General features: G+C 75.7%; 22 protein-coding genes and 1 riboswitch. Of the genes, 9 read left to right on the top strand and 13 right to left on the bottom strand.

Annotation, left to right across the window (positions count from 1 at the left end; all coding sequences use genetic code 11):
* Together NHH00_RS09090 and NHH00_RS09085 are read right to left on the bottom strand one after the other, a co-directional pair.
* Entirely contained in the window at positions 1–438 is a 438-nt protein-coding gene (locus NHH00_RS09090) for a hypothetical protein (protein WP_253051549.1), read from the bottom strand.
* A 198-nt stretch (positions 439–636) separates the two neighbouring features.
* Positions 637–1527, bottom strand: coding sequence for a S1 family peptidase (locus tag NHH00_RS09085; RefSeq protein ID WP_253051548.1), 891 nt, complete (start codon positions 1525–1527; stop codon positions 637–639).
* Between the two features lie 134 nt (positions 1528–1661).
* Here NHH00_RS09085 and NHH00_RS09080 point away from each other — a divergent pair, with 134 nt between their 5' ends.
* The 4 genes from NHH00_RS09080 (at position 1662) to NHH00_RS09065 (ending at position 4464) form a co-directional block, all read left to right on the top strand.
* Positions 1662–2966: a hypothetical protein gene (locus NHH00_RS09080; protein ID WP_253051547.1), complete on the top strand. Its 1305-nt coding sequence runs from the start codon at positions 1662–1664 to the stop codon at positions 2964–2966.
* Positions 2967–2990: 24 nt separating this feature from the next.
* Positions 2991–3065, top strand: a riboswitch (Fluoride riboswitch).
* Positions 3066–3107: 42 nt separating this feature from the next.
* Entirely contained in the window at positions 3108–3656 is a 549-nt protein-coding gene (locus NHH00_RS09075) for a universal stress protein (protein ID WP_253051546.1), read from the top strand.
* Positions 3653–4090, top strand: a complete 438-nt coding sequence (locus NHH00_RS09070; protein WP_253051545.1) for a CrcB family protein — start codon at positions 3653–3655, stop codon at positions 4088–4090. The genes NHH00_RS09075 and NHH00_RS09070 overlap by 4 nt, the downstream gene beginning before the upstream one ends.
* Positions 4087–4464 carry a fluoride efflux transporter FluC gene (locus NHH00_RS09065; protein ID WP_253051544.1) on the top strand — a complete coding sequence of 126 codons (378 nt, stop codon included), beginning with the start codon at positions 4087–4089 and terminating at the stop codon, positions 4462–4464. Before NHH00_RS09070 ends, NHH00_RS09065 begins: the two co-directional genes overlap by 4 nt.
* A gap of 72 nt (positions 4465–4536) precedes the next feature.
* On the opposite strand, the gene NHH00_RS09060 is transcribed toward NHH00_RS09065, so the two are convergent.
* The 9 genes from NHH00_RS09060 to NHH00_RS09020 all read right to left on the bottom strand — a co-directional run bounded on the left by NHH00_RS09060 (position 4537) and on the right by NHH00_RS09020 (position 11294).
* On the bottom strand, positions 4537–5142 hold the full coding sequence (locus NHH00_RS09060; RefSeq protein WP_253051543.1) for a flavodoxin family protein: 606 nt from the start codon (positions 5140–5142) through the stop codon (positions 4537–4539).
* Positions 5143–5349: 207 nt separating this feature from the next.
* Entirely contained in the window at positions 5350–5763 is a 414-nt protein-coding gene (locus tag NHH00_RS09055) for a PRC-barrel domain containing protein (RefSeq protein WP_253051542.1), read from the bottom strand.
* Entirely contained in the window at positions 5760–6188 is a 429-nt protein-coding gene (locus NHH00_RS09050; RefSeq protein WP_253051541.1) for a hypothetical protein, read from the bottom strand. The genes NHH00_RS09055 and NHH00_RS09050 overlap by 4 nt, the downstream gene beginning before the upstream one ends.
* Positions 6185–7414, bottom strand: coding sequence for an NRAMP family divalent metal transporter (locus tag NHH00_RS09045; protein WP_253051540.1), 1230 nt, complete (start codon positions 7412–7414; stop codon positions 6185–6187). Before NHH00_RS09045 ends, NHH00_RS09050 begins: the two co-directional genes overlap by 4 nt.
* The gene (locus tag NHH00_RS09040; RefSeq protein WP_253051539.1) at positions 7411–7929 is read right to left on the bottom strand and encodes a hypothetical protein; all 519 of its coding nucleotides are present in this window, start codon (positions 7927–7929) and stop codon (positions 7411–7413) included. Before NHH00_RS09040 ends, NHH00_RS09045 begins: the two co-directional genes overlap by 4 nt.
* Positions 7930–8006: 77 nt before the next feature.
* Entirely contained in the window at positions 8007–9023 is a 1017-nt protein-coding gene (locus NHH00_RS09035; protein ID WP_253051538.1) for a zinc-binding dehydrogenase, read from the bottom strand.
* Between the two features lie 95 nt (positions 9024–9118).
* Complete coding sequence (locus NHH00_RS09030) at positions 9119–9817, bottom strand: GAF and ANTAR domain-containing protein (protein WP_253051537.1); 699 nt, start codon at positions 9815–9817, stop codon at positions 9119–9121.
* Positions 9814–10521, bottom strand: coding sequence for an ANTAR domain-containing protein (locus tag NHH00_RS21015; protein WP_253051536.1), 708 nt, complete (start codon positions 10519–10521; stop codon positions 9814–9816). Before NHH00_RS21015 ends, NHH00_RS09030 begins: the two co-directional genes overlap by 4 nt.
* Before the next feature lie 80 nt (positions 10522–10601).
* Positions 10602–11294: an ANTAR domain-containing protein gene (locus NHH00_RS09020; RefSeq protein ID WP_253051535.1), complete on the bottom strand. Its 693-nt coding sequence runs from the start codon at positions 11292–11294 to the stop codon at positions 10602–10604.
* A gap of 233 nt (positions 11295–11527) precedes the next feature.
* Between NHH00_RS09020 and NHH00_RS09015 the strand changes: the two genes are divergently transcribed.
* Entirely contained in the window at positions 11528–12157 is a 630-nt protein-coding gene (locus NHH00_RS09015) for a PAS and ANTAR domain-containing protein (protein ID WP_253051534.1), read from the top strand.
* A 75-nt stretch (positions 12158–12232) separates the two neighbouring features.
* Positions 12233–12898, top strand: coding sequence for a flavin reductase family protein (locus tag NHH00_RS09010; RefSeq protein WP_253051533.1), 666 nt, complete (start codon positions 12233–12235; stop codon positions 12896–12898).
* Positions 12899–13040: 142 nt separating this feature from the next.
* On the opposite strand, the gene NHH00_RS09005 is transcribed toward NHH00_RS09010, so the two are convergent.
* Positions 13041–13655 carry an alpha/beta fold hydrolase gene (locus NHH00_RS09005; protein WP_253051532.1) on the bottom strand — a complete coding sequence of 205 codons (615 nt, stop codon included), beginning with the start codon at positions 13653–13655 and terminating at the stop codon, positions 13041–13043.
* A gap of 165 nt (positions 13656–13820) precedes the next feature.
* Between NHH00_RS09005 and NHH00_RS09000 the strand changes: the two genes are divergently transcribed.
* From NHH00_RS09000 to NHH00_RS08990, 3 genes are all read left to right on the top strand, one after another.
* Positions 13821–15833 (top strand): BTAD domain-containing putative transcriptional regulator, encoded by a 2013-nt coding sequence (locus NHH00_RS09000; protein ID WP_253051531.1) that lies wholly within the window; start codon positions 13821–13823, stop codon positions 15831–15833.
* 131 nt (positions 15834–15964) lie between these two features.
* Positions 15965–21094 (top strand): glycoside hydrolase domain-containing protein, encoded by a 5130-nt coding sequence (locus tag NHH00_RS08995; protein ID WP_253051530.1) that lies wholly within the window; start codon positions 15965–15967, stop codon positions 21092–21094.
* A 200-nt stretch (positions 21095–21294) separates the two neighbouring features.
* Positions 21295–22008: a hypothetical protein gene (locus NHH00_RS08990; protein ID WP_253051529.1), complete on the top strand. Its 714-nt coding sequence runs from the start codon at positions 21295–21297 to the stop codon at positions 22006–22008.
* Positions 22009–22015: 7 nt separating this feature from the next.
* Here the strand turns inward: NHH00_RS08990 and NHH00_RS08985 are convergent, their stop codons facing one another.
* On the bottom strand, positions 22016–23665 hold the full coding sequence (locus NHH00_RS08985; RefSeq protein WP_253051528.1) for an ATP-dependent DNA ligase: 1650 nt from the start codon (positions 23663–23665) through the stop codon (positions 22016–22018).
* Positions 23666–23724: the final 59 nt, after the last annotated feature.

The raw sequence follows: 23724 nt of genomic DNA, 5'->3' as shown, positions 1-23724 counted from the left end.
TCAGACGGGGCCGACGGTCCCGTCGTGCGACGTGGCCGGCCGGGCGGGGATCTCGGTCGCCTTCTGCCACGACCCGACCAGCCGCCCGTCGCTCGTCTCGAGCCGGAACGGCGCGAGCGGGAGGTTGCCCGCGCGGCGGCGAGCGCGGAGCACGTCGATCGCGTCCTCGTCGCTGTCGGCGCCGAACGGCTCGCCGCGGCGCGCGCCGGTGGCGGTGACCACGCGGTAGCGGGTCATGCTGTCGTCGTCGTGGTGCACCTCGTCGGCGAGCGCGGCGACCTCCTTGGCGACCTCGAGGTTCGGCAGCGCGACCCAGGTGCGCTCCGGCCCGTCGAGCGTCCAGCCGTCGGTCTCGTCGCGCCGGATCACGTACTCGCGCGACGCGCTGCGGGCGCGCCAGGTCGCGTCGTCTTCGGCAGTCCAGGTGAGTGTGTTCATGAGCGCTGGTGCGGGTCGGACGGCGGTCCGGTCTCTCGTCGGTCGAGCGGTAGTTCCCCCTGTCCGTCGTCCGGTGACCCACCCGCAGCGTACGCTGCCCGCCCCGCGGGCGTGTCCACCCTGGGGAGGAGATCACCCGTCGCGCAGGTCACACGCCGTCCGTCGCACGGACGACCCGCCGCGGCGGGGTGACCGGTGTCAGGAGCCGAGCGGGGCGACGGGCGCCCGCCAGTCCGTGCCGACCGGGATGTTCTTCACGGGTACCGCCAAGGCGTCGCCGCCGCCGAGCCACGGCATCCCCGGCGCGAGGGTGCCGAAGCCGGGGCGGCCCTGCGACGGCCCGAACGCGGGGAGGTGCGCGCCGTAGATCGCCAAGGTCTCCTGGATGGGCCGGTAGCACCCGGTCCGGGTGCTCGGGTCGTACGCCTGGATCGTGCCGAGCGCGCGCAGGCCGGTGGCGTCCGAGCGCCAGACCGGGGCGCCCGCGTCGCCGAGGTCGGTGCGCATGTCCGTGCAGAGCAGCGTCATCCCGCGGAACATGACCGCCCCGGTGATCCGGCCCTCGGTCCAGCCGGTCCCGATCCCCATCTTGCCCACGAGCATCCCCCGCGTCTGCGCCGCGGACGCGGTCCAGCCCACGACGCGGCCGTCGCCCGGCGTCCTCCCCGTGAGCGGGTCGCGGACGATCTGGTACGCGTCGTCCCCCGGGACCTCGCGCACGAGAGCGTTCCCGTCGGGGTAGTTCTGGGAGAACGTCCACCCGTAGAGGCGGTCGCTGCCTCGCACGGACGAGAAGATCACCGAGCAGGCTCGCGGACCGAGGAGGAAGGTCCCGCTGTCACCGGCGACGGCGTAACCGCCGGTGCAGGCACCCTCGTAGCCCCCGGACGCCGTCCCGCCGTTGCTGAAGATCATGGGGTCGCCCGGTCGGAAGACGTACCCCCCGGCCGGCGTGGCCGTGACCCCCGCGGCGGTGGTGACCGTGCTTCCGCTCGCCGCGCCGACGTCCTGCCCGAGCGCCGTCGCGGTGCCCAGGCCGAGCGCCAGGGCACAGATCGTGGCGAGCGTCACGCACAGTCGTCTCCTCATGGACCGATCCTGGCGCCCCGACGGTCCTCTTGCCAGGGGTGGCAGCCGTGCGTCGTGGGCCGCGGGGGCTGGTACGCCCGCGCGAGCGACTCCGCTACCCTGCACGAGCCGCCTGCGACGAGAGGACCCGTCCGATGTCCCACCCCACCGACCCGAACCACCCGGTCGACGACCACACCGTCATGCGGCCGCCGCGACGGTACGGGGACGACGGCGGGACGGGCTCGGCCGGACCGGGGCCGTCCGCGCCCGGCTACGGGTACCCCCACGCCCAGGCGCCCTACGACACCGACCCCTACGGCACAGGAGGGCGCCGCGCGCCGGGCCGGCCCGGCGACCCCCACGCGACGCTCCCGCCCGCGGACACGGGGGCGACCTGGCCGCCCGCGGGAACCGCGCCCGGGTACGCGCCGCCGCCCCCGCCGCCCGGCGCTCCGTACGGCACCTCGACGGCCCCGTACGGCGCCCCGGCGACCCCGTACCCGGGCCCGTCGGGCCACGCCTACGGCGCGCCGGACGACGCGACGGTCGTGCCGGGCCCGCCCGCCCCGCCGTCGGACCCCTACGGCTTCTCCCCGTACACGACGCCGCCCGGTCGCGGCTCGCGGAAGTGGCTCGTGCCCGTCCTCGCGGGCGTGGGCGCGTTCGTGCTCGTCGCGGGCGGCCTCGGCGTGTGGCTCGCGGTGCGCGACGACGCGTCGCCCGCCCCGGAGCCGACGACCGCCGAGCAGGCGCCCGCGACGGAGACCCCGGCGGAGCCGGAGGAGACCGACGAGCCGGAGGCCACCGAGGAGCCGGTGGACACCGACGTCACGGACGACGAGCCGTGGCTCGAGCAGCAGTACCGCGCGGGCGCGGAGATGGACCCGGAGTCGGGCCCGGCGCTCGCGCCCATGTCGTGGGACTACTTCTCCGACAACGACTACCTCGTCAACGAGGACCGCATCGCGCTCGTGGCGCGGCGGGACTTCGCGTGCGACGACCTGCCCGCGATCCCTGCCATCGAGGCGATCGCGGGCTCGTGCCAGGCCGGGTTCGAGGCCCGCGTCGTGTCGGACGACGGCCCGACCCTCGCGCTCGACCTGGTCCTGGTGGACGTCGGGTCGGAGGAGGAGGCCGAGCGCATCGCCGCGGCCTTCAACGCCGCGCCGGAGGGCGACCCCCTCGCCGACACCTCGGGACCTGCGCACCCGACCCTCGCCGCCGCGGTGCCGCAGCCGGGGTTCCAGGGCACGTACGCGCTGCTCGACGACGGGGACTCGCCCGGGGTCATGTTCAACACCGGGACCGTCGTCATGATGTACCGGCTCGGCATCGACGACGGGCTGGAGCGCGACCAGATCCTGCCCGTGGCGCAGGCCGTCGGGTTCGTCATCACGGACCACGAGCTCGCCAAGTCGTTCGGCGAGAAGAAGTGGCTGGACACCAAGGCCGGCTGAGCGGTCGACGGCGCGCCTGGGTACCCTGGGTGCGGTGATGGATCCCGCCGGGGCGTAGCCGCCCGAACCGCCGCCAGGGCTGATGGTTCCTGCCTCGTCGCACGTCGGCGGGCAGGGTGCTGCCCGCGGGAAGAGGTCCGCATGAGAGCCAGACGCGTGCCCCAGCCCGCGCTCGACCGCATGGTCCCGTTCGCAGGGCACCCCGTCGTCGTCGGTGTGGTCCCCGGCGGGGACCCGCTCGTGGTCCGCACGGCCGCGGCCTGGGCGGACGCCGCCGGGTCCCGCGTGGTCGCCGGGTACGCCGACACCTCGCGCCACGTGGTCGAGGAGCACCCCGACGGCTCGGTGACGCACGCGCCGCTCGACCCGGACTCCGCCGACGACTCCTGGCAGGAGGTCGAGGCCGGGCTGCGGGCCGAGGTCGAGGAGGCGCTGCGGGGCACGGGCGTGGCGTGGGAGCTGCGCTACCTCGCGGGTCGCCCCGACCGCGCGCTGACGCACCTCGCGCGGGCGGTCGACGCCGCGGTGATCGTCGTCGGGACGCGCGCGCCCGGGTCGACCGCGCACCTGCGCGAGCTCGGCGAGGGGTCCGTCGCCGCGCACCTCGCCCACCACCAGCACCGGCCGGTGCTCACGGTCCCGCTCGCGGTCGTGGACTGGAAGGAGCTCCGCACGCCGTGGGAGAGGTGAGACGAGGGACGCCGCTCCTCGCGCTCGCGGGGCTCGTCGCGCTCGGGGGAGCGGTCGGCACGACGGCGCGCGCGCTCCTCGAGCAGGCGTTCGCCCCCGTGCCCGGGTCGTGGCCGTGGACGACGTTCTGGATCAACCTCGCCGGGTCGTTCGTGCTCGGCGCGCTGCTCGAGACGCTGCTCCGCTCGGGACCGGACGCCGGGTGGCGGCGGGGCGTGCGGCTCGGCGGCGGGACCGGCGTGCTCGGCGGGTTCACGACGTACTCGACGTTCGCCGTCGAGGTCGAGCGGCTGGCGAGCGGGGGGCACGCCGCGCTCGGCGCGGCGTACGCGCTGGGGAGCGTCGCGCTCGGCGTCGCGGCCGCGGCAGGCGGGATCGCGCTCGCCGCCGTGGCCCGACGGCGGCTGGTCGCCCGGGGCGGTGGGGCGCGGTGACGGGCGTCCCCGAGCTGGTGCTCGTCGCCCTCGCCGGCGGGCTCGGCGCGGCGTCGCGGTTCCTGCTGGACACGCTCGTGGCCCGGCACAACCGGTGGTCGACGCCGCTCGGCACGGTCGTCGTGAACGTCAGCGCGTGCTTCCTGCTGGGGCTGCTCACGGGCTGGGGCGTGACGCACCCGGGCCACGGCGACGTCGCGGCGGTGCTCGGGGTCGGCTTCCTGGGCGGCTACTCGACGTTCTCGACGGCGTCGGTCGAGGGCGCGCGCCTGCTGCTCGCGGGCCGCGGTGCCGTCGCGCTGCTGCACGCGCTCGGGATGCTCGTCGTGTGCCTCGCGGCCGCGGTGGCGGGGATCGCGGCCGGGGGTGCGTGAGCGGGCGTGATCGATGCGACGCACCGCCGGCTCGCGGCGATCAAGCGCATCGCGGAGTCGTAGGCCGGGCGATCACGACCCCGGGGCGGGGACGGGATGCTCCTGGAGCGCCGTCGCGACCGCGTGCAGGTTGTGCGCCATGAGGCGGCCCGTCTCTCGGGCCCACTCGTGGCCGTGGCCGGTCTGCACGTAGTCCGGGCCCGGGCCGGGACCCTGGTTCCAGTAGGTCCAGGCCTGGCCGGGGATCGTGTAGCCGATGTCGGCGAGCGCGCCGCTGACCTCCGAGATGACGTGGTGCGCGCCGTCCTCGTTGCCCGTCACCACCACGCCCGCCACCCGGTTGTAGGCGACCGGCGCGCCGTCGGGCCCGTCCTCGGAGAGCATCGCGTCCATGCGCTCGAGCATGCGCTGGGCGACCGACGACGGGCGGCCCAGCCACGTGGGCGTGAGGACGACGAGGATCTGCGACGCCAGCAGCCGCTCGTGCACGCGCGGCCAGTCGTCGCCCGCACCGGCGTCGGTGACGACGCCCGGCAGGACGTCGAGGTCGACGAGCCGCACGTGCTCGACCTCGACGCCGCGGTCCTGCAGCGCCTCGGCGACCACCCGCCCGAGCGCCTCGGTGTTGGACGGCTCCGGGGACTTCTTGAGCGTGCAGCTCACGAACAGCGCCTTCATGGGTCCTCCCGTGTCGCCGGGCAGGGCGACGGTGTCCTCGTGCCTCCGCCCGGACGGCCGACGGCGGGTGGCTTCACCGTCCCGTCCAGCGTCGCGGGGCCCCGGCCCGCTCGCAACGCGCCGAGCGCTGCGCCCCGGGCAGGCGCTGCACGCGGAGGTGCCTCTCCCGACCGGGAGTGCCTCTCGGGCCGGCCGTCGCGCCCGACGTCACGGCAGGGCGGCGTCGTCCTGCCGGTACCCCGGCGCGAGGCGGACCTCGCCCTGCCCGACGGCGGCGACGTCGTCCCACGGCACGAGGAACGTCCCGCGGTGCCGGCGACGCACGAGCTGCGGGACCGGCCACGGAGCGGTGACGCCCGTGCGTTCGTACCCGAGGAACGACCCGCCCGTGCGCGGGCTCACGAGGATCCCGACGACGCGCGCCCGCCCGACCCGGCTGCGTCGCCGGACGCTCGCGCTCAGGGCACGGTCCTCCGGGTGCGCGTCGTCGGGGTCGTCCCCGGCGTCGGACGGGCCGCCGTCGGGCAGCGTGTCGAGCGCGAGCCGGACGTCCACGAGGAAGCCGAGGCCCTCGCCGTCCGGGCCCAGGACGTGCGCGTCGAGCAGGTCGCCGAGGATCACGGTTCCTCCTCGGGGTCGTGCCGGCCGCCGGGGACGCGGCCGACGACGTGCTCGCGCAGCCAGTCCTCGGTCCAGTGCAGGTCGAGCGAGTCCGCGCGGACGGTGAGCTCGAGCGCCGTCCCCACGTGCCCGACGTCGGCCCACCGGACCCGTTCCCAGCGTGACGCGGGCGGTCGGCCGCCGAGGAGGCGCGTCACGAGCACCGGGCCGGTGAGGATCGCGCCGACCTCCGCCGGCTCGCCGGGCACCGCGTCGCGCGGCCCGTCGTCCCGAGCGCTGCCGTCCGCGCCGTCCGTGGCGACGAGCTCGAGGTCGTCGACGGTCGTGACCGGCTCGCCGTCGACGTCGAGCACCTGGCGGCTCAGCAGGTGCAGGCGCGCGTCCACGACGCGCACCCCCGTCGGCGTGGAGGCGTCCCGGCTCATGACCCCGCTCCCGTCGCGATCATCAGGGGTATCGCCGCGACGGCCGCGGCGACCACGATCACCAGGTACACCATGCCGAGCGCGTTGGTCGCGCGCCCGTTGACGTGCTCGCCCATGTACTCGGGGTCGTTCGCGACGAGGAGGATCGGCACGTACGTGAGGGGCAGCGCGACGGCGGAGAACACGACGGACATCTCGGTGACCGCCACCGGGTCGACGCTCGTCATGAGGATCGCCACAGCGAGCAGCAGCGCGACGACCATCGACACGTGGAAGCGCGCGGCGCGGGCCGGGCGGCGGAACTTCCCCCACGACCAGCCGAGGTACTGCGCGAGCGTGTAGCCGCTCGACAGCGCGGTCTCCAGCGCCGCGCCGAACGTCGCCGCGACGATCCCGACGATCACGACCGCGAGCAGGAGCGTCCCGCCGGCCTCCGCCACGGGCAGCACGATCTGCGACAGCGACGAGACCTCGATGCCCGCCGGGAGGAGCACCACGGCCGCGCACGCGGCGATCGCGACGGACAGCAGCCCGCCGAGCGGGAACCCGACGAGCACGTTGACCCGGTTCTGCGCGAGGTCCTTCGCGGTCCACCCCTCCTCGACGGCGCCGGACGAGAAGAAGAACACCTCGTACGGCGTCATCGCGGCCCCGAACAGCGCGACGGCGTAGTACCAGTACGTCGCGACGTGCTCCGTCGCCGGGGGAGAGGGCGGCACGGCCTGGCGCAGCAGCTCACCCCAGTCCGGGCCGAGCAGGAAGAGCGCGACCCCGAACCCCACGAGCAGGAGCCCGAGCAGCCCCGCGACGTTCTCCATGACCTGGAACTTCACGCGCCACAGCACGAGCCAGACGGCGAGCGCCGCCACCGGGATCCACAGCCGCGGCTCGACGCTGCTCGCGAGGTGCAGCGCGAGCGCGATGCCGCCCACCTCGGCCGTGAGCGTGAGCAGGTTGATCGCGAACGACGACGCGAGGTTCGCGCCCGCCGCGCGGGGGCCGAGGCGCTCGCGGATGATCTCGAACGTCGCGCGCCCGCTCACCGCCGCCACGCGGCCGGACATCGACGCGAACAGGCAGATGCCGACGACGCCGACGACCACGACCCACACGAGCGACAGCCCGAACCGCGACCCGACGACGGCGTTCGTGACCAGGTCCCCGATGTCGACGAACCCGCCGATCGCCGTGAGGATCCCGAGCGCGACCCCGAGGAGCCGCTTCACGCGCCACCCGCCAGGGCCAGGGCCGTGTCCACGTCGTCGGCGGCGCGGGCCAGGTCGGCCTCGAGCTCGGACGCCGTGAGCGGGACCGCACCGGCCTCCGACAGGTCGCCGCCCGCCTCGCGCGCGACCCACGCGCGCGCCGCGACCACCTCGCGCGTCGCGTCCGCGACGGCCACCAGACCGGCGTCGCGCTGCGCGGACGAGACGTCGTCGGGCGGGACGAGGGTCGTGAGCGCCGTGGTGGACTCCTCGAGCACGCGCACCTGGTCCAGCACCGCGGCGTCCGCGACGGGCGTGGTGACGCGGTCGGCGTCGAGCAGGCGCACGGTGAGCCGCGTCGTCTCGACCGCCGACCCGGCCTGGGCGAGCGCGTCGGCCACGGCCGCGGTCGCCTGCCCGGGGTCCTGCCGGCTCACCGTGCAGCCCGCGGTCGTCCCGAGCACGAGCGCGAGCACGAGCGCGTGCGCGTGCCTCGGCACGGCCCCGGAGCGGGTGATGCGCGCGCGACGTCCCACGTCAGCGATGGTCCCGCCGGGAGCCGCTGCTCGCACACGGACGGCCTCGCCGGTGGCGCGGGCGTCCGTGGCCGGCGTCAGGGGCGCAGCAGGGACTTGATCGCGCGGCGCTCGTCCATGGCGGCGTAGCCCTCGGCCGCGTCGTCGAGCGACAGCTCGAGGTCGAACACGCGCGCGGGGTCGATGCGACGCTCGAGGACGAGGTCCATCAGCTCGGGCAGGTACCGGCGGACCGGCGCCGGGCCGCCCGACCAGTGCACGTGCCGGTAGAACATGTCGACGACGGGAAGCTCGACGCCGTGCGGCAGCCCGACGACGCCGACGTGTCCGCCGGGGCGCACGGCGCCGAGCGCCTGGGCCACCGACTCCGGCGTGCCGACCGCCTCCACCACGCCGTGCGCGCCGAGCCCGTCGGTGAGATCCAGGACGCGCGCGACGCCGTCGTCGCCGCGCTCCGCGACGACCTCGGTCGCGCCGAACGCCCGCGCGAGCTCCTGGCGGGGCGCGTGCCTGCTCATGGCGATGACCTGCTCCGCCCCGAGCTGCGCGGCGGCGAGGACCGCGAGCAGGCCGACGGCGCCGTCGCCCACCACCACGATCGTCCGGGCCGGTCCCGCCTGCGCCTCGCGGGCGCCGAACCAGCCGGTGCCGAGGACGTCGGACGCGGTGAGCAGCCCGGGCAGCAGGTCGTCGTCGGGACGTTCGGGCGTCGCGACGAGCGTCCCGTCGGCGAGGGGGACGCGCAGCAGCTCGGCCTGGGCGCCGCGCACGGGCTCCCGGTGGACGCACGACGTCTGGTAGCCGGCGCGGCAGATCGGGCACGTGTTGTCGGACGCGAAGAACGACCCGACGACGAGCTGTCCCGGGCGCACGGTCCGGACGTCGGCGCCCACCTCCTCGACGGTGCCGACGTACTCGTGGCCCATCGCCACGGGGTGGTCGATCGGGTTCGCCCCGCGGTACGTCCACAGGTCCGAGCCGCACACGCACGCGGCCTCGACGCGCACGATCGCGTCGGTCGGTGCGAGCAGTCGCGGGTCGTCGCGCTGCTCGACGCGGACGTCGTACGGGGCGTGGATGACGGTCGCGCGCACGGCGGCTCCCTGTGGCGGGCGGACGGGACGCCGTCGAGCCTACGACCGCCCGCCCGGGCGAGCCCGCCCGGATGCCTGCGTCGGGGCTTGCCGGGTCACCGCGGGCGCTGCGCCTCGCTCAGGATGTCCAGGGCGGTCGCGCTCAGGGAGCGACCCTGCTGCTCGGACCTGCGGACGAGCTCGTCGTACGCGGCGCCCATGTCGACACCGAGCAGGTAGGCGAGCGCACCCTTGGCCTGCTCGACGGCGGCCCGCCCCGCGAGCGCCCGCGCGACGTGGCGCGTGAGCTCCTCCGCGCCCAGGTGGTCGGGCTGCGCGACGGCGAGCGTGAGCATGTCGGCGAACGCGCGCAGGATGCGGCGCTGCTCCTCCGAGGGGCCCACGGGCTCGCGCCCGAAGACGTTGAGGCCGCCGAGGACGCCGCCCTGCCAGACGAGCGGTGTGGTGAAGACGCTGCGGTAGCCGGCGTCGACGATCGCGGGACCGACGTGGGGCCAGCGCTCGAGTATCTCCGGGACGCCCGCGGCCTCCACGGGTGACTCGGACGCGAAGACGTCGACGCACGGGCCCTCGGTGCGCTGGGCCTGGTAGAGCTCCAGGTGCGTCGCGGTGTGCGAGGTCGCGCTGAGCATCTCCAGCTCGCCGTTGGTGCGGACGAGGACGCCGCCGGCGTCGCCTCCGGAGAAGTGCACCGCGTCCTGCGTCAGGTGGTGCAGGACGTCGGTGATGTCGTGCTCGCGGAGGAGAGCGGCGGTCGCCTGCGCGAGGGAGTCGGTGGGGGTTCGCGGCGTCATGGTTCCTCGGTCCTCTGCGTCTGGACGGCGTTGCTCTCGTCGTAGGTGAAGCTCAGCCGTCTTCTGACGACGTCCTCGGCGACCTCCTCGAGCGTCGTCGACCGGGCGAACGCGTGCGCCCGGAGCACGGCGAGCGCGTCACCGGGGGCGACGCGGAGCTGCGCGGTCACCATGCCCGTCGCCTGGTGCACCTCGGCGCGCGTCGACCAGTCGAGCGAGTCGAGGTCCCCCAGGAGCGACAGCCCGACGACGTCGGCGAGGAACTGGACGTCCTGAGGCCCGCGGGCGAGCGTCGCCGACGCCGTGAGGAGGCTGAGCACGCCCATGACCCGGCCGCCCGCGTGCATGGGGACGGCATGGTAGGTGGCGGGTCCGCTGATCGCGCCGACGACGTGCGTGAAGACGGGGAACGCGTTCGCGTCGCGGCTCCCGTCGACCTCGCTCACCACGACGCGGTCCTCGGTGAGCGCGACCTGGGCCGGCCCCTCGCCGAGCATCTCCTCGAGGTCCTCGATGCGTCCCGCGACGCCGTCGGACGTGGCGACGGTGAGCCGGTCGTGCGACGTCGCGGCGACGGTCAGCGCGGCGCTCTGGGCGCCGAGGACCGTGGCGCACGCCTGGCACAGGCGCGCCGGCATGGGGAGGTCGTCGTCGACCGCGGCGAGCGCGCGCGCCAGGAGTCCCAGCAGCTCTGACGCGCCCACCGTCCGCCTCCGTCCTCGTCGTCCACCGCGGTCAGTCTTTCATCACTGCGGTCGCACGCCCGGCGACACGACCTGCAGGGTCATCGTCCTGGCCACTCGTCCTCCCACGCGGTGCGCCGCTCCACGATCTCGCCGACGCGTCGGCTCGGCGGGGCCGAGCGGAGGACCGTCTCCGCCGCCGCGACGATGCCCACCCCGCGCCGTCGTGCCGTCGCGCGCAGCGCGTCGTGGGCCTCGCCCGCCGTGGTCTCCTCGTGCGCCATGAGCACCCCGGCCGCCCGCTGGACGGTCACCTCGGCGCGGCGCCGCCGGGCGAGGTCCGCCCGGGGGTCCGCGCCGACGTCGGACCGGAGCCTCAGCTCTCCGGCGACGAGGCGTACCAGCGCCTCGGCGGCCCGGACCGACGGTTCGGGCCACGCCTCGGGGGTGCGCGAGTAGAGGGTGAGCGCGATCACGACGCCGGGCCGCACGTCGGCCGGGGCCACGACCGCGCGGCAGTACCCCTCGCGGGCGAGCGCGAGCCGCCAGGCGGACCAGCGCGGCTCGTCGGTCGCGTCGGGCACGAGCTGGGTCGCGTGCCGCGACCGCGCCGTCCGGCCGGGTCCCTCGGCCGCGAGCAGCTCGGCCCGGTCGCACCGCACGGCACCGGCCGCGCCCCCGCCGAGCTGGGCGACCACCCCGTGCTCCGACACCGTGAGCGACGCCTCGACGTCGTCCCCCAGCGTCCCGGCGGCGCCGATCACGTACCCCTGGAGACCGCTCGCGAGGCTCATGGCCCGCTTCCCGTCCGGCGGCCGGCACAGGGGCGGGTAACCGTCGCACGGTGGAGCACCGAGGTCTGTCGGGAGCCCGCGTCTCCTGGAGGCCATCCTCGTTCCACCGTACGCCGGTGCGCGCGGTTCGTTGCGCGGGCTGCGGCGGTTGCAGAAGCGCCGCGTCGGACTACAGTCCGGGTCTTGAGTCTGGACCTGGCTCACGACCCGCTGAACCACGACGGAGACGACCCATGTCCCTGGAGGATCACGCCACGCTGCACCCGCTGTCCCTCGCCGACGACACGACCCTGGGGCAGTACCGGGTCGACCTCGCGACCGACACCTGGTGGTGGTCGGCCGAGACGTACCGCCTGCACGGCTTCGAGCCGGGCGACGTCGTGCCGACGACGTCGCTCGTGCTGGCCCACAAGCACCCCGACGACCGTGAGCGCGTCCGGGACGTGCTGGAGCGCGCACGGCGGGACGGCGCACCCTTCTCGAGCCTGCACCGCATCATGGACGCGCGCGGCAGGGAGCGCGTCCTCGTCGTCGTCGGCCAGGGGCGGCGCGACCGCGACACGGGGCGGGTCGTCGAGCTGCTCGGGTACTTCGTCGACGTGACGCGACCGGTCCGTGCGCAGGCCGGACGCCAGGCGCAGCGGGATATCACGGCCGCGGCCGACAGCCGGGGCCCGATCGAGCAGGCGAAGGGGGTCGTGGCCGCGACGCTCGGGGTCCGGCCCGAGCAGGCGTTCGCGCTCCTCAGGCGCGCGTCGAACGAGCGCAACGTCCGTCTGCGCGAGCTCGCGCGGCAGGTCGTCGAGGAGGGCACGCGGCCCGACGACGACCGCGCCGACCGGGTCGCCGTGCTGTTGTCGTAGGCGCCGCCGTCGCGCCCCGGACGCGACGTCCGACGGCCGCCAGACGTCGCGTCCGCGCGCGGCGAGGCTGGGTCCGTGACCACCACCTCGACCCGCCCCGCCCCGGCGCACGTCGTGATCGACCCGGGGATCCTGTACTTCGGCACGCCGGTCGCGCTGCTCAGCACGGTGAGCACCGACGGCCGCGTCAACCTCGCCCCGATGTCGTCGGTGTTCTGGCTGGGCCGGACGGCGGTGCTCGGCCTCGGCGCACGCTCGCAGACGGCGTTGAACCTCCTCGCGACGCGCGAGGTCGTCGTGAACCTGCCCTCGACGGCCGAGGTCGACGCCGTCGACCGCCTCGCCCTGACGACCGGGCGGGACCCGGTCCCGGAGCGCAAGGCGTCCGTCGGGTACCGCTACGAGCCGGACAAGTTCGCGCGCGCGGGGCTGACGCCCGTCGCGTCGGACACGGTCGCGCCGCCGCGCGCCGCGCAGTGCCCCGTCGCGGTCGAGGCACGGCTCGTGCACGCCCACCCGCTCGGGCGCGACGATCCCGCCCGCGCCGGGTCGCTCGTCGCGTTCGAGGTGCGCGTGACGCGGGTGCACGTCCACGAGAGCGTCCGCATGCCGGGGACCGCGCACCGCGTCGACCCCGACCGGTGGCGTCCGCTCCTCATGAGCTTCCAGCGGTTCTACGGCCTCGGGCCCGAGGCGCACCCGTCGCGCCTCGCGACGATCGACGAGGACTGGTACCGCTGAGACGGACGCGCGACAGGTGCGCGAGATCGGCCCGAGCGTCCGAGATCGACCCTCAGGGGGTCGACCTGACGACGGGTGGGTCGATCTCGGGATGGGGCCCGGGGCTGACGTCCGCGGCAGGACGGACCGCGGGGCCGGCCGGTCAGCGCCGGCCGAGCGCCCGCACGACCGCCGCGACGTCGGCCGGGGCCTCCTCGGCCATGAAGTGGCCGGCCGTCGTCGTGAGGTGCTCCAGGTCCGGCGCCCAGCGCCGCCAGACGCCCGCGGCGTCGTACCCGAGCTGCGCGCCCCAGTCCTGCTGCACCACGGTGACCGGCATGGCCAGCCGGTCCCCGGCGTCGAGCGACGCCTGGTCGTGCTCGACGTCGACGGTCGCCGTCGCGCGGTAGTCCGCGACGATCGAGTCGACGGCGTCCCGGCTCGCCGCGAGGTAGTGCGCGCGGACGTCCGCGGGGATCGCCGCGGGGTCCTGGGTCCACGCGTCGAGGAAGGACCCGAAGAACGCGTCGGCGCTGTTGCGGATCATCGCCTCGGGCGTGGTCGCCGCGGGCTTGGCGCTGTCGCCGTAGCCGCGCAGGTCGGGTACGACGACACGGTGGTCGCGCGCGAGGTCCGGGGCGACGTGCCGCCACATGTGGCGGGTCTGGGGGAAGCCGTGCAGCAGGACGACGGTCGGGCCGTCGCCCGCGGTCTCCGCGCGCAGCGCGACGCCGGGCGCGACCTCGACGGTGCGGGTCTCGAAGCCGGGGATGTGCATGGGTGGGTCCTCTCTCGGGTGGTTCGGGCCGCCGGAGGTCGTGCCGGGCGGCTCGCGACCATCCTCGGAGCGGCGGATCAGCGTCCGATCAGTGCCGCGCGCCGCCCGGGCCGCGCGCACGCCGCCCTCGTCGCCGCCGCGGCACGGCCCGGCGAGAATGGCCGGGTGGTGGAGCTGCGCATCGAGGTGCTCGGGCCGGTCCGGCTGCTGCGCGACGGCGCGGAGGTCGACCCGGGCGGGCCGCGTCAGCGCGAGCTCCTGGCGCGGCTGGCGGCCGCGCGCGGTCGTCCGGTGTCGTTCGAGCGGCTCGCGGCGGACCTGTGGGACGACGACGCCGAGCGCGAGCTCCGCGCCCGGCGCGGTGCCCTCGCGACGTTCGTCGGCGACCTGCGCCGCCGCCTGGAGCCCGAGCGCGCACCGCGCACGCGGCCGCGCGTCCTCGTCACCGAGCACGGCGGCTACGCGCTGCGGCTCCCGGACGGTGCGCTCGACGCGGCGCGGCTGGAGTCGGCCGTCGCCCCGGTCGGTGGACGCACGACGCACGGTCCGGCCGCCTCCGCGCCCGGCGCCACGCCGGGGCTCGGGGTCGGGGACGCGCCGTCGGGCACGCGTGCCCTGCAGGACGCGGTCGCGGCGTGGCGCGGGGAGCCGTACGCCGACCTGCCGGACCGCGCGTGGGTGCGGGCGGAGCGGCGGCACCTCGCCGAGGTGCACGCGCGGGCCGTCGAGCTGCTCGCGGAGGCGCTGCTCGCGGACGGGCGCCCGGGCGAGGCGGTCGCGGCGCTCGACCTGCACGCCGCCGCGCACCCGTGGCGCGAGCACGCGTGGGCGCTGCTCGCGCTCGCGCTGTACCGCGAGGGCCGCCAGTCCGACGCGCTCGACGTCGTGCGCCGGGCGCGTCGTCGGCTCGCCGACGAGCTCGGCCTCGACCCAGGACCGGAGCTCGTGCGGCTCGAGCGCGACGTGCTCGCCCAGGCGCCGGCGCTCGACGGCCCGACGCCGGGTGCCCGCCTCGCGGTCACGGCCCCGACCTCGCGCGCCCACCTGCGGTCCACGGTCGACGTCGCGCGCACGCTCGCGATCGCCGGGGGAGACCACCTCGCGACCGCGCAGCAGCAGCGGGTCGCCGCGGCGCTCGCGGCCGAGGCGACGGGCGACCCGGTGCTCACCGCGCGCACGGTCACGGCGTACGACGTCCCGGCCGTCTGGACCCGGAGCGACGACCCCGAGGCGGCCGCCGCGCTCGTCGGCGTGGCGCGGCGCACGCTGCGCCGCCTAGGCCCCGAGGCGAGCCCGGTGCTCCGCGCGCGCCTGCTCGCCGTCGTCGGGATCGAGCACCGGGGGACGCGCGACGCGTGGGCCTGGGCCGCGGCCCAGGACGCGGTGGGCGTCGCGCGCGCCGTCGGCGACCCGGGGACGCTCGCGCTCGCGCTCAACGCCCGGTTCCTCCAGTCGTTCCAACGTCCGGGCGCGGGCGCCGAGCGGGAGACGACCGGCGCCGAGCTCGTCGCGCTCGCCGCCGCCCACGACCTGCCGACGTTCGCGATCCTCGGGCACCTCGTCCGGATGCAGGCCGCCGCGGGGGCCGGGCGGTTCGGCGACGCCGACGCCCACGCCGCCGCGGCGGAGGACGTCGCGGCCGGGTACGAGTCGCCCGTCGTCCCCATGCTCACGGCCTGGTACCGGGCGATGCGCGACGCCGAGACCTCCGCGCCCGACGCCGCGGCGCGCGCGTACCGGGCCGCCGACGACCTGCTGGCCGGGGTGCGCATGCCGGGCGTGCGCGACGGGCTGCTCCCGCTCGCGCTGCTCACGGTGCGGCTTCGCCACGGCCGCCCGCTCGTCGGGCTCGGCGACGCGGGACCGTACGCGCCGTGGGTCGCGCCGCTGCTCGCGCTCGACGCCGGCGACCGCGAGGCCGCCGCCGACCTGGTCCGCGTGGCACCCGAGCCCCCGGCCGACCACCTGCGCGAGCTGCGGTGGGCGCTCGTGGCCGAGACCGCTGTCCGGCTGGGGGACGCGCGCCTCGCGCGTCGTGCGCGGGACGCGCTCGCGCGCACCCCGGACGAGCTCGCGGGAGCCGGGTCGGGGCTCGTGTCGCTCGGCCCGGTCCGGGCGTGGCTCGACCGTCTCGGCCCGGTCGCGGACGGTGCGAGCGGGCGCCCGGGCGGCGGGTAGCGCCGCGGGGACGACCGTCCGTCGGGCAGGTGAACTTCGGGGGCGGGGTCTTGAGGTCGGCGGGGACGACACGTACCGTGAGGGCGGCGAGGCGGAGCAGCCTCGGCACGACCCCCCCAAGGAGAACTCTCGTGGCCAGACCATCTGCCGCGCGTCTTGACAGCGCTGTCGGACGACGCGGGGCCAGCCCGACGTCCGACCCCCACCCCCGACGAGGCCGCCGCAGCCGGCCCGGCGGAGCCCTCGCCGGGGCGCTCGCCGCCGCGCTCGCCGTCGGCGTCCTGCCGCCCGCTGCCGCGGTCGCGGCCCCCGTGGTGCCCGCCGCCGAGAGCGACCTCGCGTCGCTCGTCGACGTGTTCGTCGGCACCGAGGGCGACTACGGCAACGACATGCCCGCCGCGCAGGCGCCCAACGGCCTGGCCAAGGTGAACCCGCGCACGACGCCGGGGCGCAACAACACCGGCTACGACTACGCGCAGTCCAAGATCTCGGGCTTCACGCACACCAACCTCGACGGGGTGGGGGGCTCCGGCGGCGGCGGTGACATCCTCGTGGTCCCGACCTCCGGGTCGTACACCGCGCGGCCGGGCACGGGCACGTACGCGCACACCTTCTCGCACGACGACGAGCAGGCCGGCCCGGGCTTCTACTCCGTCGGGCTCGGCAACGTCGCGGGCAAGGACGGCGCCATCGCGGCCGCGCCGGGCACGATCGAGGCCGAGGTCGCGGCGACCACGCGCTCGGGCGTGCACCGCTACGCGTTCCCCGAGGGCTCGACGCCGAGCCTCGTCGTCGACCTCGAGACGAACAACACGAGCCGCCGCTCGTCCTCGGTGCAGGTCGAGACGCGCGCCGACGGCACCGTCGAGCTGTCCGGCCAGGTCACGGGCTACTTCTACAACGCCGCCTACACGCTCTACTACACCGCGCGCACGCTGCAGCCCGCGACGGTGCAGACGTGGGGCGACGACGACAAGCTCGTCGACGCGACGTCCCAGGACGGCGTCGACACGGGCGCGATCCTCACGTTCGACCCGGCCGACGCGGGGGACGTCGGCCTGCAGGTCACGCTGTCGCCGGTGAGCGTCGAGCAGGCGCGGATCGACCAGCAGGTGGAGCTCGGCGACCTGTCGTTCGACGCGATCCGCGACCGCACGCGCGCGGAGTGGAACGCGACGCTCGGGCGGGTCGCGATCGACGCCTCGACGGCGACCGACCCGACGGGCGAGCTCCAGAAGCTCTTCTACACGCACCTGTACCGCATGTTCGCGATGCCGATGAACGCGACCAGCACGTCCGGCACCTACCGCGGCGTCGACGGCGCGGTGCACGCGGCGCAGGGCTTCACGTACTACGACTCGTGGGCCACGTGGGACGACTTCCGCAAGTTCTCCGTCATCGCCTACATCGACCCGGCGCTGTACCGCGACATGGTGCAGTCGCTCGTCTACCTGTTCGCGGACGCCGAGGCGACCGGCACGGGCAGCGGCCTCGGCGGGTTCGTGCACTCGGTCCCGACGGTCCGCTGGGAGCGGTCGTCCGTCGTGGTCGCGGACGCGATCGCCAAGGGCTTCGACGGGTTCGACCGCCTCGACGAGGCGTACCCGGCGCTCGAGCGGCTCGCCGGGCAGTACAGCGCGGACGAGCTCCAGCGCGGGTACGTGGCGGGCAACCCCGGCGCGTCGGTGCAGCGCGGCTACGACCAGTACGGCCTCTCCGTGATCGCGGACGAGCTCGGCCTGACGGACGAGGCGCAGACGATGCGCGAGCAGGCGTCGTGGCCGATCGAGAAGCTCACCAAGCCGGGCGCGTGGACCGCGGCCGACGGCACGCAGGTCGGCCTCCTCACCCCGCGCGCCGCCGACGGCTCGTGGCAGAGCGCCGACTACGCGAAGTTCGAGGCCGCGAGCCTCTACCAGGGCACGCTCTGGCAGTACCACTGGTACGACGCGTACGACATGGACGCGCTCGTCGAGGCGATGGGCGGCCCCGAGGCGGCGCGCCTCGCGATGCGCCACATGTTCGGCGAGCACGCACCGGACGACGGCAAGGCCATGCTCCACTCGAACGCCAACGAGATCGACCTGCAGGCGCCGTACCTCTTCAACTACACGGGCGAGCCGAGCCTCACGCAGAAGTGGGCGCGCGCGATCTACACGAAGGAGACCTGGAACAGGTACATCGCGACCGGTTCCTCCAGCGCGGTCCCGAGCGGCGGCGGGGAGTTCACGCCGCCCGTGAAGACGAAGGTCTACCAGCTCGACCCGCGCGGGATGCTCCCCACGATGGACAACGACGCCGGCACGATGTCGACGATGTTCGTCGCCGCGGCCGTCGGCCTGTTCCCGGTGACCGCCGGGTCGGACGAGTTCCAGATCGGTTCGCCGTTCTTCGACTCCACGACCATCACCTACGACGACGGCAGCGCCTTCACGGTCACGGCCGACGGCGTCTCCGAGGACGCGTTCTACGTCCAGTCCGCGACGCTCGACGGCGCACCGTTCGGCAACACGTGGGTCGACTACGCGACCGTGATCGGGGGCGCGGACCTCGCGTTCCGCATGGGCGAGCAGCCGAGCGACTGGGGCACGGACACCGAGCCCGCGTTCTCGATGAGCACCGCCACCGACGAGCCCGCCGAGGGACCGCGCGTCAGCGCGGACCCCACGACCGTGCAGACCGGCGACGGCAGCGCGCTCGACGCGACCGTGACGCTCACGCTCGACGGCGCGCGGTTCGCCGCGCCCGCCGGCACGGACCTCGTCGCGGGCGGGGCGGCGAACGTCGTCGGGCTGCCCGACGGCGTCACGGCGGCCGTGACGGTCGCGTCGCCGACCGCGCTCACGGTCTCCCTGACGGGGACGGCGTCCGCCGACGCGCGCTTCTACGTCCACCTGGGCGACGGTGCGCTCGCCGACGGCGTCGCCGCGTCGTCGCTGCGCGGACAGGGCGTCTCGGTGCTCTCCCCGCTGCGCCTGTCCGTGGCGTCCGCCGAGCGCGACGTGCTCGCCGGGCTCGTCGACGACGCCGTGCTCGTGCGGCACGGGAACTACTCCTCGGTGACGTTCGACCGGTTCTCCACCGCGCTGACCCAGGCGCAGGACGCCCTCGCGGACGAGGCGGCGACGAGCATCGCGCTGCGGTTCGCGGCCGACCGGCTCGGCGCGGCGATCGACGCGCTCGACCTCACGGGCGGCGGCTACCGCACGCTCGAGGCCGAGCAGTCCGAGGAGTGGTCGGGCGGCGAGCTGAAGAACGAGGCGAACAGCTCGTCGGGCAACCTCGGCGGCGTGCGCTCCGGGTCGTGGGTGCAGTACCGCGACATGACCTTCGAGACCGCGGCCGGGGACACGCCGCCGCGCTTCCTCACGGTCCGGTACGACACGAGCTTCGCCCCGACGGACACGCCCAGCACCGTGCGCGTGCACGCCGGCGACGTGAACGGCCCCGTGGTCGCGACCGTGGACCTGAAGGGCACCAGCGGCTGGGGCAAGTACACCGAGGTGACGGCGGAGCTCGGCGACGTCCAGGCGCTCGTGGACGCGAAGGCCGTCACGTTCGAGCTGCTCGCCCCGTCGGGGCGGAACTGGGTCGGCAACTTCGACTGGTTCCGCTTCAGCGCCGAGGACCCGACGGCCCCCGGCCAGCCGGGCGAGTCGCCGACCGTGACGATCGAGGCCGAGGACTGGACCGCGAACTCCGGTCGCGGGCTCAAGAAGGAGTCCTCGACGTGGACGAGCGGGCCGGTGACGAACGTCGGCGGCACCGCGGACGGCGACTGGATCGCCTACGGGCCGGTCGACCTCGGTGAGCTCCCGCTCGGCGAGCTGTCGGTCCACTACGTGCACAACTCGAACCGGTCGGGGAACAACTCGGCGCTGTCGGTGTACCTCGACGCGTTCGACCCGGCGAACCCGGGCGAGCCGTTCGTCACCGTGCCGCTGCCGACGACCGGGTCGAGCTGGACCTCGGACGGGACGGCGACCGTCGTCCTGCCGCAGACGGTGCAGGGGACGCACGAGGTGTTCGTGCGCCTGTCGACCGAGGCGTACGCCGACCACCCGTACGTCGCGAACCTCGACAGCCTGACGTTCGCGCCGGGCGGCCCGACGTCGGTCGTCGTCGAGTCCGAGGCCTGGACCTCGAACTCGGGCCGCGGGCTGAAGAACGAGAGCTCGACGTGGACGAGCGGGCCGGTGACGAACATCGGCGGGACCGCGGACGGCGACTGGCTCGCGTACGGCGAGATCGACCTCGGCTCCGCCGCGCTCGACCAGCTCTCCGTGCACTACGTGCACAACTCGAACCGGTCCGGGCGGAACTCCGCGCTGTCGGTGTACCTCGACGCGTTCGACCCGGCGAACCCGGGCGAGCCGTTCGTCACCGTCCCGCTGGCCAACACCGGGTCGAGCTGGACGACGGACGGCACGGCCGTCGTCGACCTGCCGACCACGGTCCGCGGCAAGCACCAGGTGTGGGTGCGCCTGTCCACCGAGGCGTACGCCGACCACCCGTACGTCGCGAACCTCGACAGCATGCGGTTCTTCACCGACGCGTACGAGGTCGAGGTCCCGCCGACCGACACGGCCGCGCTCGCGGCGTCGGTCGAGGACGCCGCGGCGTTCGAGGCGGAGATCGAGCGGTACGGCCGGATCGACGCGGGCGTCTTCTCGCGCGAGCTCACCGCCGCGCGGTCGCTCCTCGCCGACGCCGGCGCCGCCCAGGCGCAGGTCGACGAGCGGGCGCGCCGTCTCGGGCTGGCGACCGACCAGCTCGTGCCGGCCGAGCGTCGTCGGCTCGAGAACCTCGTGACGAGCGCGGAGGCCCTGACCGACGACGGGTACAGCCCCGAGTCGTGGCAGGCGTTCCGCACGGCGCTCGCCGCGGCGACCGAGATCCGGGACGACGCCGCGGCGTCGGACGAGGCGCTGCGCGACGCGCGCCTCGCGCTCCAGGGCGCGATCGACGCCCTGGAGGAGCCGGCGGACGTCGAGCTCGTCGAGGTCACGCTCAGCCCGCGCTGCCTGGCCGGCAAGCCGTACGTCGCGGTCCGCGCGGTGAACGTCTCCGACGCCACGGTGGACGTCGAGCTCGCCTCGGCGCTCGGGGCCAAGACGTTCACGGACGTCGCGCCCGGCGCGAACGCCTACCAGTCGTTCGCGGCGCGCGGCGTCACCGGTGACCTCGTGGTCACCGTGACCGCCACCGGTCCCGACGGCGAGCAGACGGTCGAGCAGACGGTCACGATCCCGACCTGCTGACCCGCACCCGACGTGCCCGCGTCACGGCCTCGTGCCGTGACGCGGGCACGGTCGTCTCCCGGGACGGGCGGGGTTCGGGCGTGCGGAAGAATGCGCAGAGGTCGGCCCCGGTCGAGGGCCGGGACGGGGAGGCGTGCGATGGCGGTCGTCGGGTTCGGAACGCCGGGTCGCGGCGCGGCGCGGGTCAGGACGGCGCGCCCGTGAGCCCGCGCGGCGGCTGGTGGCCGCTCGGCGGGCGCGGGCACGGGGAGGAGCGGCCCTCCGCCGAGCATGCCGCCGCGGCCGAGGCGCAGACGCGCCTGCTGGGCGTGCTGGCCAAGGAGCTGGCGGCGGCCCAGACCGAGCCGTGGGACGAGCTGTCGTACCGCGCGTTCGTCGTGGCCGACCGGACGCAGTCGCACGTGTCGCTCCGCGGCGCGTGGCCACCGCCCCTCGCGCAGAAGCCGACCTCCTCGACGTTCGCGGAGGCGCTCGCCGAGCTGCGGGCAGCGACGGCGGCGCCCGGCCGGGGGGCCTGGTTCACCGTGTCGATGACGGTGCGCGCGGACGGCGAGGTCGACGCGTCGTACGACGTCGACACCGAACCCGGCTTCCTGCCCCCGGCCGGCCCCGCCGACTTCGCCCGCGACCTGGAGCGGTTCCCGCGGTCGGTCGAGGCGCAGCCGACCTGGCTGCGCGAGCGGCTCTCGTGGGCACGGCTGACGTCCGAGCAGAGGTCACGCGCCGAGGCCGGGGTGGGCGCGCTCCAGCCGTACCCCGCGCTCGGCGGCAGCCGACCGCTGTTCACCGTGACGGTGACGCCGGAGGACGACGTCGTCGACGTGCTCGACCACGCGACCGGCCGGCGAGCGCTCGTCGACCGGGACGGCACCGTCCGCCTCGTCGCGCCGGACCCCTCGGCCCGCCCGAGCTGACCACCCCCTACCGCACGAGCGCGCGCACCGCGTCGATCGTGTCGGCCTCGTCGGCGGTCTTGTCGTCGCGGTAGCGCAGCACGCGCGCGAACCGGAGCGCGAGGCCGCCGGGGTAGCGGGTGGACCGCTGGAGCCCGTCGAACGCGATCTCGACGACCTGCTCCGGCCGGACGTGCACCACGTACCCGTCGTCGGACGTCTCCAGCTCGCGGAACCGGCGCGTCTGCCACTCCAGCATCTCGTCCGTCATGCCCTTGAACGTCTTGCCGAGCATGACGAACCCACCGTCGGGGTCGCGCGCGCCGAGCCAGATGTTGGACAGCCACCCGCGGCGCCGGCCCGAGCCCTGCTCGACCGCGAGCACGACGAGGTCGAGCGTGTGCCGGGGCTTGACCTTGACCCAGCCCGCGCCGCGCCGCCCGGCCGCGTAGGGGGTGTCGAGCGACTTCACCACGACGCCCTCCTGCCCCTCGGCCACCGCGCCCTCGAAGAACGCGGTCGCGGCGTCGGGGTCGGCGGTGACGAGGCGTCGGACGGCGTGGGGGCCCGCCACGTCGTCGAGCACCGCGAGCCGGTCGCGCAGCGGCTCGTCGAGCAGGTCGCGGCCGTCGACGTGCAGCGCGTCGAAGAAGAACGGCGACAGCTCGAGCGACGCCGCGAGCTCGGCCTCCTCGGCGGCGCTCCGCTCGCCCTGGGTCGCGGAGCGGGCCGCGGTCTCCTGGAAGGGGCGCGGGACGCCGTCGGGCCCGACGACGAGCGCCTCGCCGTCGAGCACGAGCGCCCGGGCCGGGAGGGACCGCGTCGCGGCGACGATCTCCGGGACGCGCTCGGTGATGTCGTCGAGCGAGCGCGTGAAGACGCGCACGTCGTCACCGTCGCGGTGCACTTGGATGCGGATCCCGTCGAGCTTCACGTCCACGGCCACCGCGGTGCCCGACGGCGGGCGCTCGCCCTCTGCGACTCCCTTGCCGCCGGGTCCGGCGCCGAGCTTCTCGAGCGCGGCACCGACGTCGGACGCTGACTGCGCGAGCATCGGCCGGACGGGACGGCCGACCGTGAGTCGGAACGTCGCGAGAGCCTCGGTCGCGGCCTCGGGGCTCCCGGCCGTGAGCGCGGCGCGCGCGACCGGTCCCGTCGCGCCCGCGAGCATGACCGCGCGGCGCACCGCGTCGGCGGGCACCCCGGCGGCCTCGGCGACGGCGTCGACCACGACCGAGTCGAGCGCGCCCTGTCGCAGCTCGCCCGAGACGAGCCCCGCGAGGAGCGACTGCTCGCGCGCCGTCGCGGCACCGAACAGCGCGGCGGCCTCGGCCTGGCGGGCCGTCGCCGAGCCGGGACCGGAGAGACCGGCCATGCGCGCGAACGCGGCGTCGACCGCGGTCAGGGTGAGGCTCGGCTCCTCGGCCGGGGTGGGCAGGTCGCGCAGCGACCGCCACCCGAGTCCCGTGCGCCGCTGGCGCAGCTCGCCCGCGAGGTACGCGACGGCGATCTCGACCTCGTCGCGCGCGGCCCGGTCGGCGGAGTCGTCAGCCGCGCCGGTCGGGCCTGCGTCGGCAGCGACGCGGCGCAGCAGATCCGCGATGGCCGCGCGCTTGGCGAGGCGCGAGCGCGTGGCGGCGACGGCGTCGGACGTGGCGGCGACCTCGGCGAGCAGCATGCTCCATCCTCACGCCGACCACCCACGTCCGCCCGTGCTCCCGCCGGTGCCGAACCCGG

It is taken from the genome of Cellulosimicrobium cellulans (assembly GCF_024124905.1).
GTDB classification, from domain to species: Bacteria; Actinomycetota; Actinomycetes; order Actinomycetales; family Cellulomonadaceae; genus Cellulosimicrobium; species Cellulosimicrobium cellulans_G.
The sequence above is the reverse complement of the archived record's forward strand: the minus strand, read 5'-3'. Positions and strand labels throughout refer to the sequence as shown.

Coding starts and splice junctions, on each gene's coding strand:
- NHH00_RS09090 (WP_253051549.1), bottom strand. CDS start 438: ATGAACACACTCACCTGGACTGCCGAAGACGACGCGACCTGGCGCGCC.
- NHH00_RS09075 (WP_253051546.1), top strand. CDS start 3,108: ATGAGAGCCAGACGCGTGCCCCAGCCCGCGCTCGACCGCATGGTCCCG.
- NHH00_RS09050 (WP_253051541.1), bottom strand. CDS start 6,188: ATGAGCCGGGACGCCTCCACGCCGACGGGGGTGCGCGTCGTGGACGCG.
- NHH00_RS09060 (WP_253051543.1), bottom strand. CDS start 5,142: ATGAAGGCGCTGTTCGTGAGCTGCACGCTCAAGAAGTCCCCGGAGCCG.
- NHH00_RS09085 (WP_253051548.1), bottom strand. CDS start 1,527: ATGAGGAGACGACTGTGCGTGACGCTCGCCACGATCTGTGCCCTGGCG.
- NHH00_RS09020 (WP_253051535.1), bottom strand. CDS start 11,294: ATGAGCCTCGCGAGCGGTCTCCAGGGGTACGTGATCGGCGCCGCCGGG.
- NHH00_RS08985 (WP_253051528.1), bottom strand. CDS start 23,665: ATGCTGCTCGCCGAGGTCGCCGCCACGTCCGACGCCGTCGCCGCCACG.
- NHH00_RS09080 (WP_253051547.1), top strand. CDS start 1,662: ATGTCCCACCCCACCGACCCGAACCACCCGGTCGACGACCACACCGTC.
- NHH00_RS09005 (WP_253051532.1), bottom strand. CDS start 13,655: ATGCACATCCCCGGCTTCGAGACCCGCACCGTCGAGGTCGCGCCCGGC.
- NHH00_RS09015 (WP_253051534.1), top strand. CDS start 11,528: ATGTCCCTGGAGGATCACGCCACGCTGCACCCGCTGTCCCTCGCCGAC.
- NHH00_RS09030 (WP_253051537.1), bottom strand. CDS start 9,817: ATGACGCCGCGAACCCCCACCGACTCCCTCGCGCAGGCGACCGCCGCT.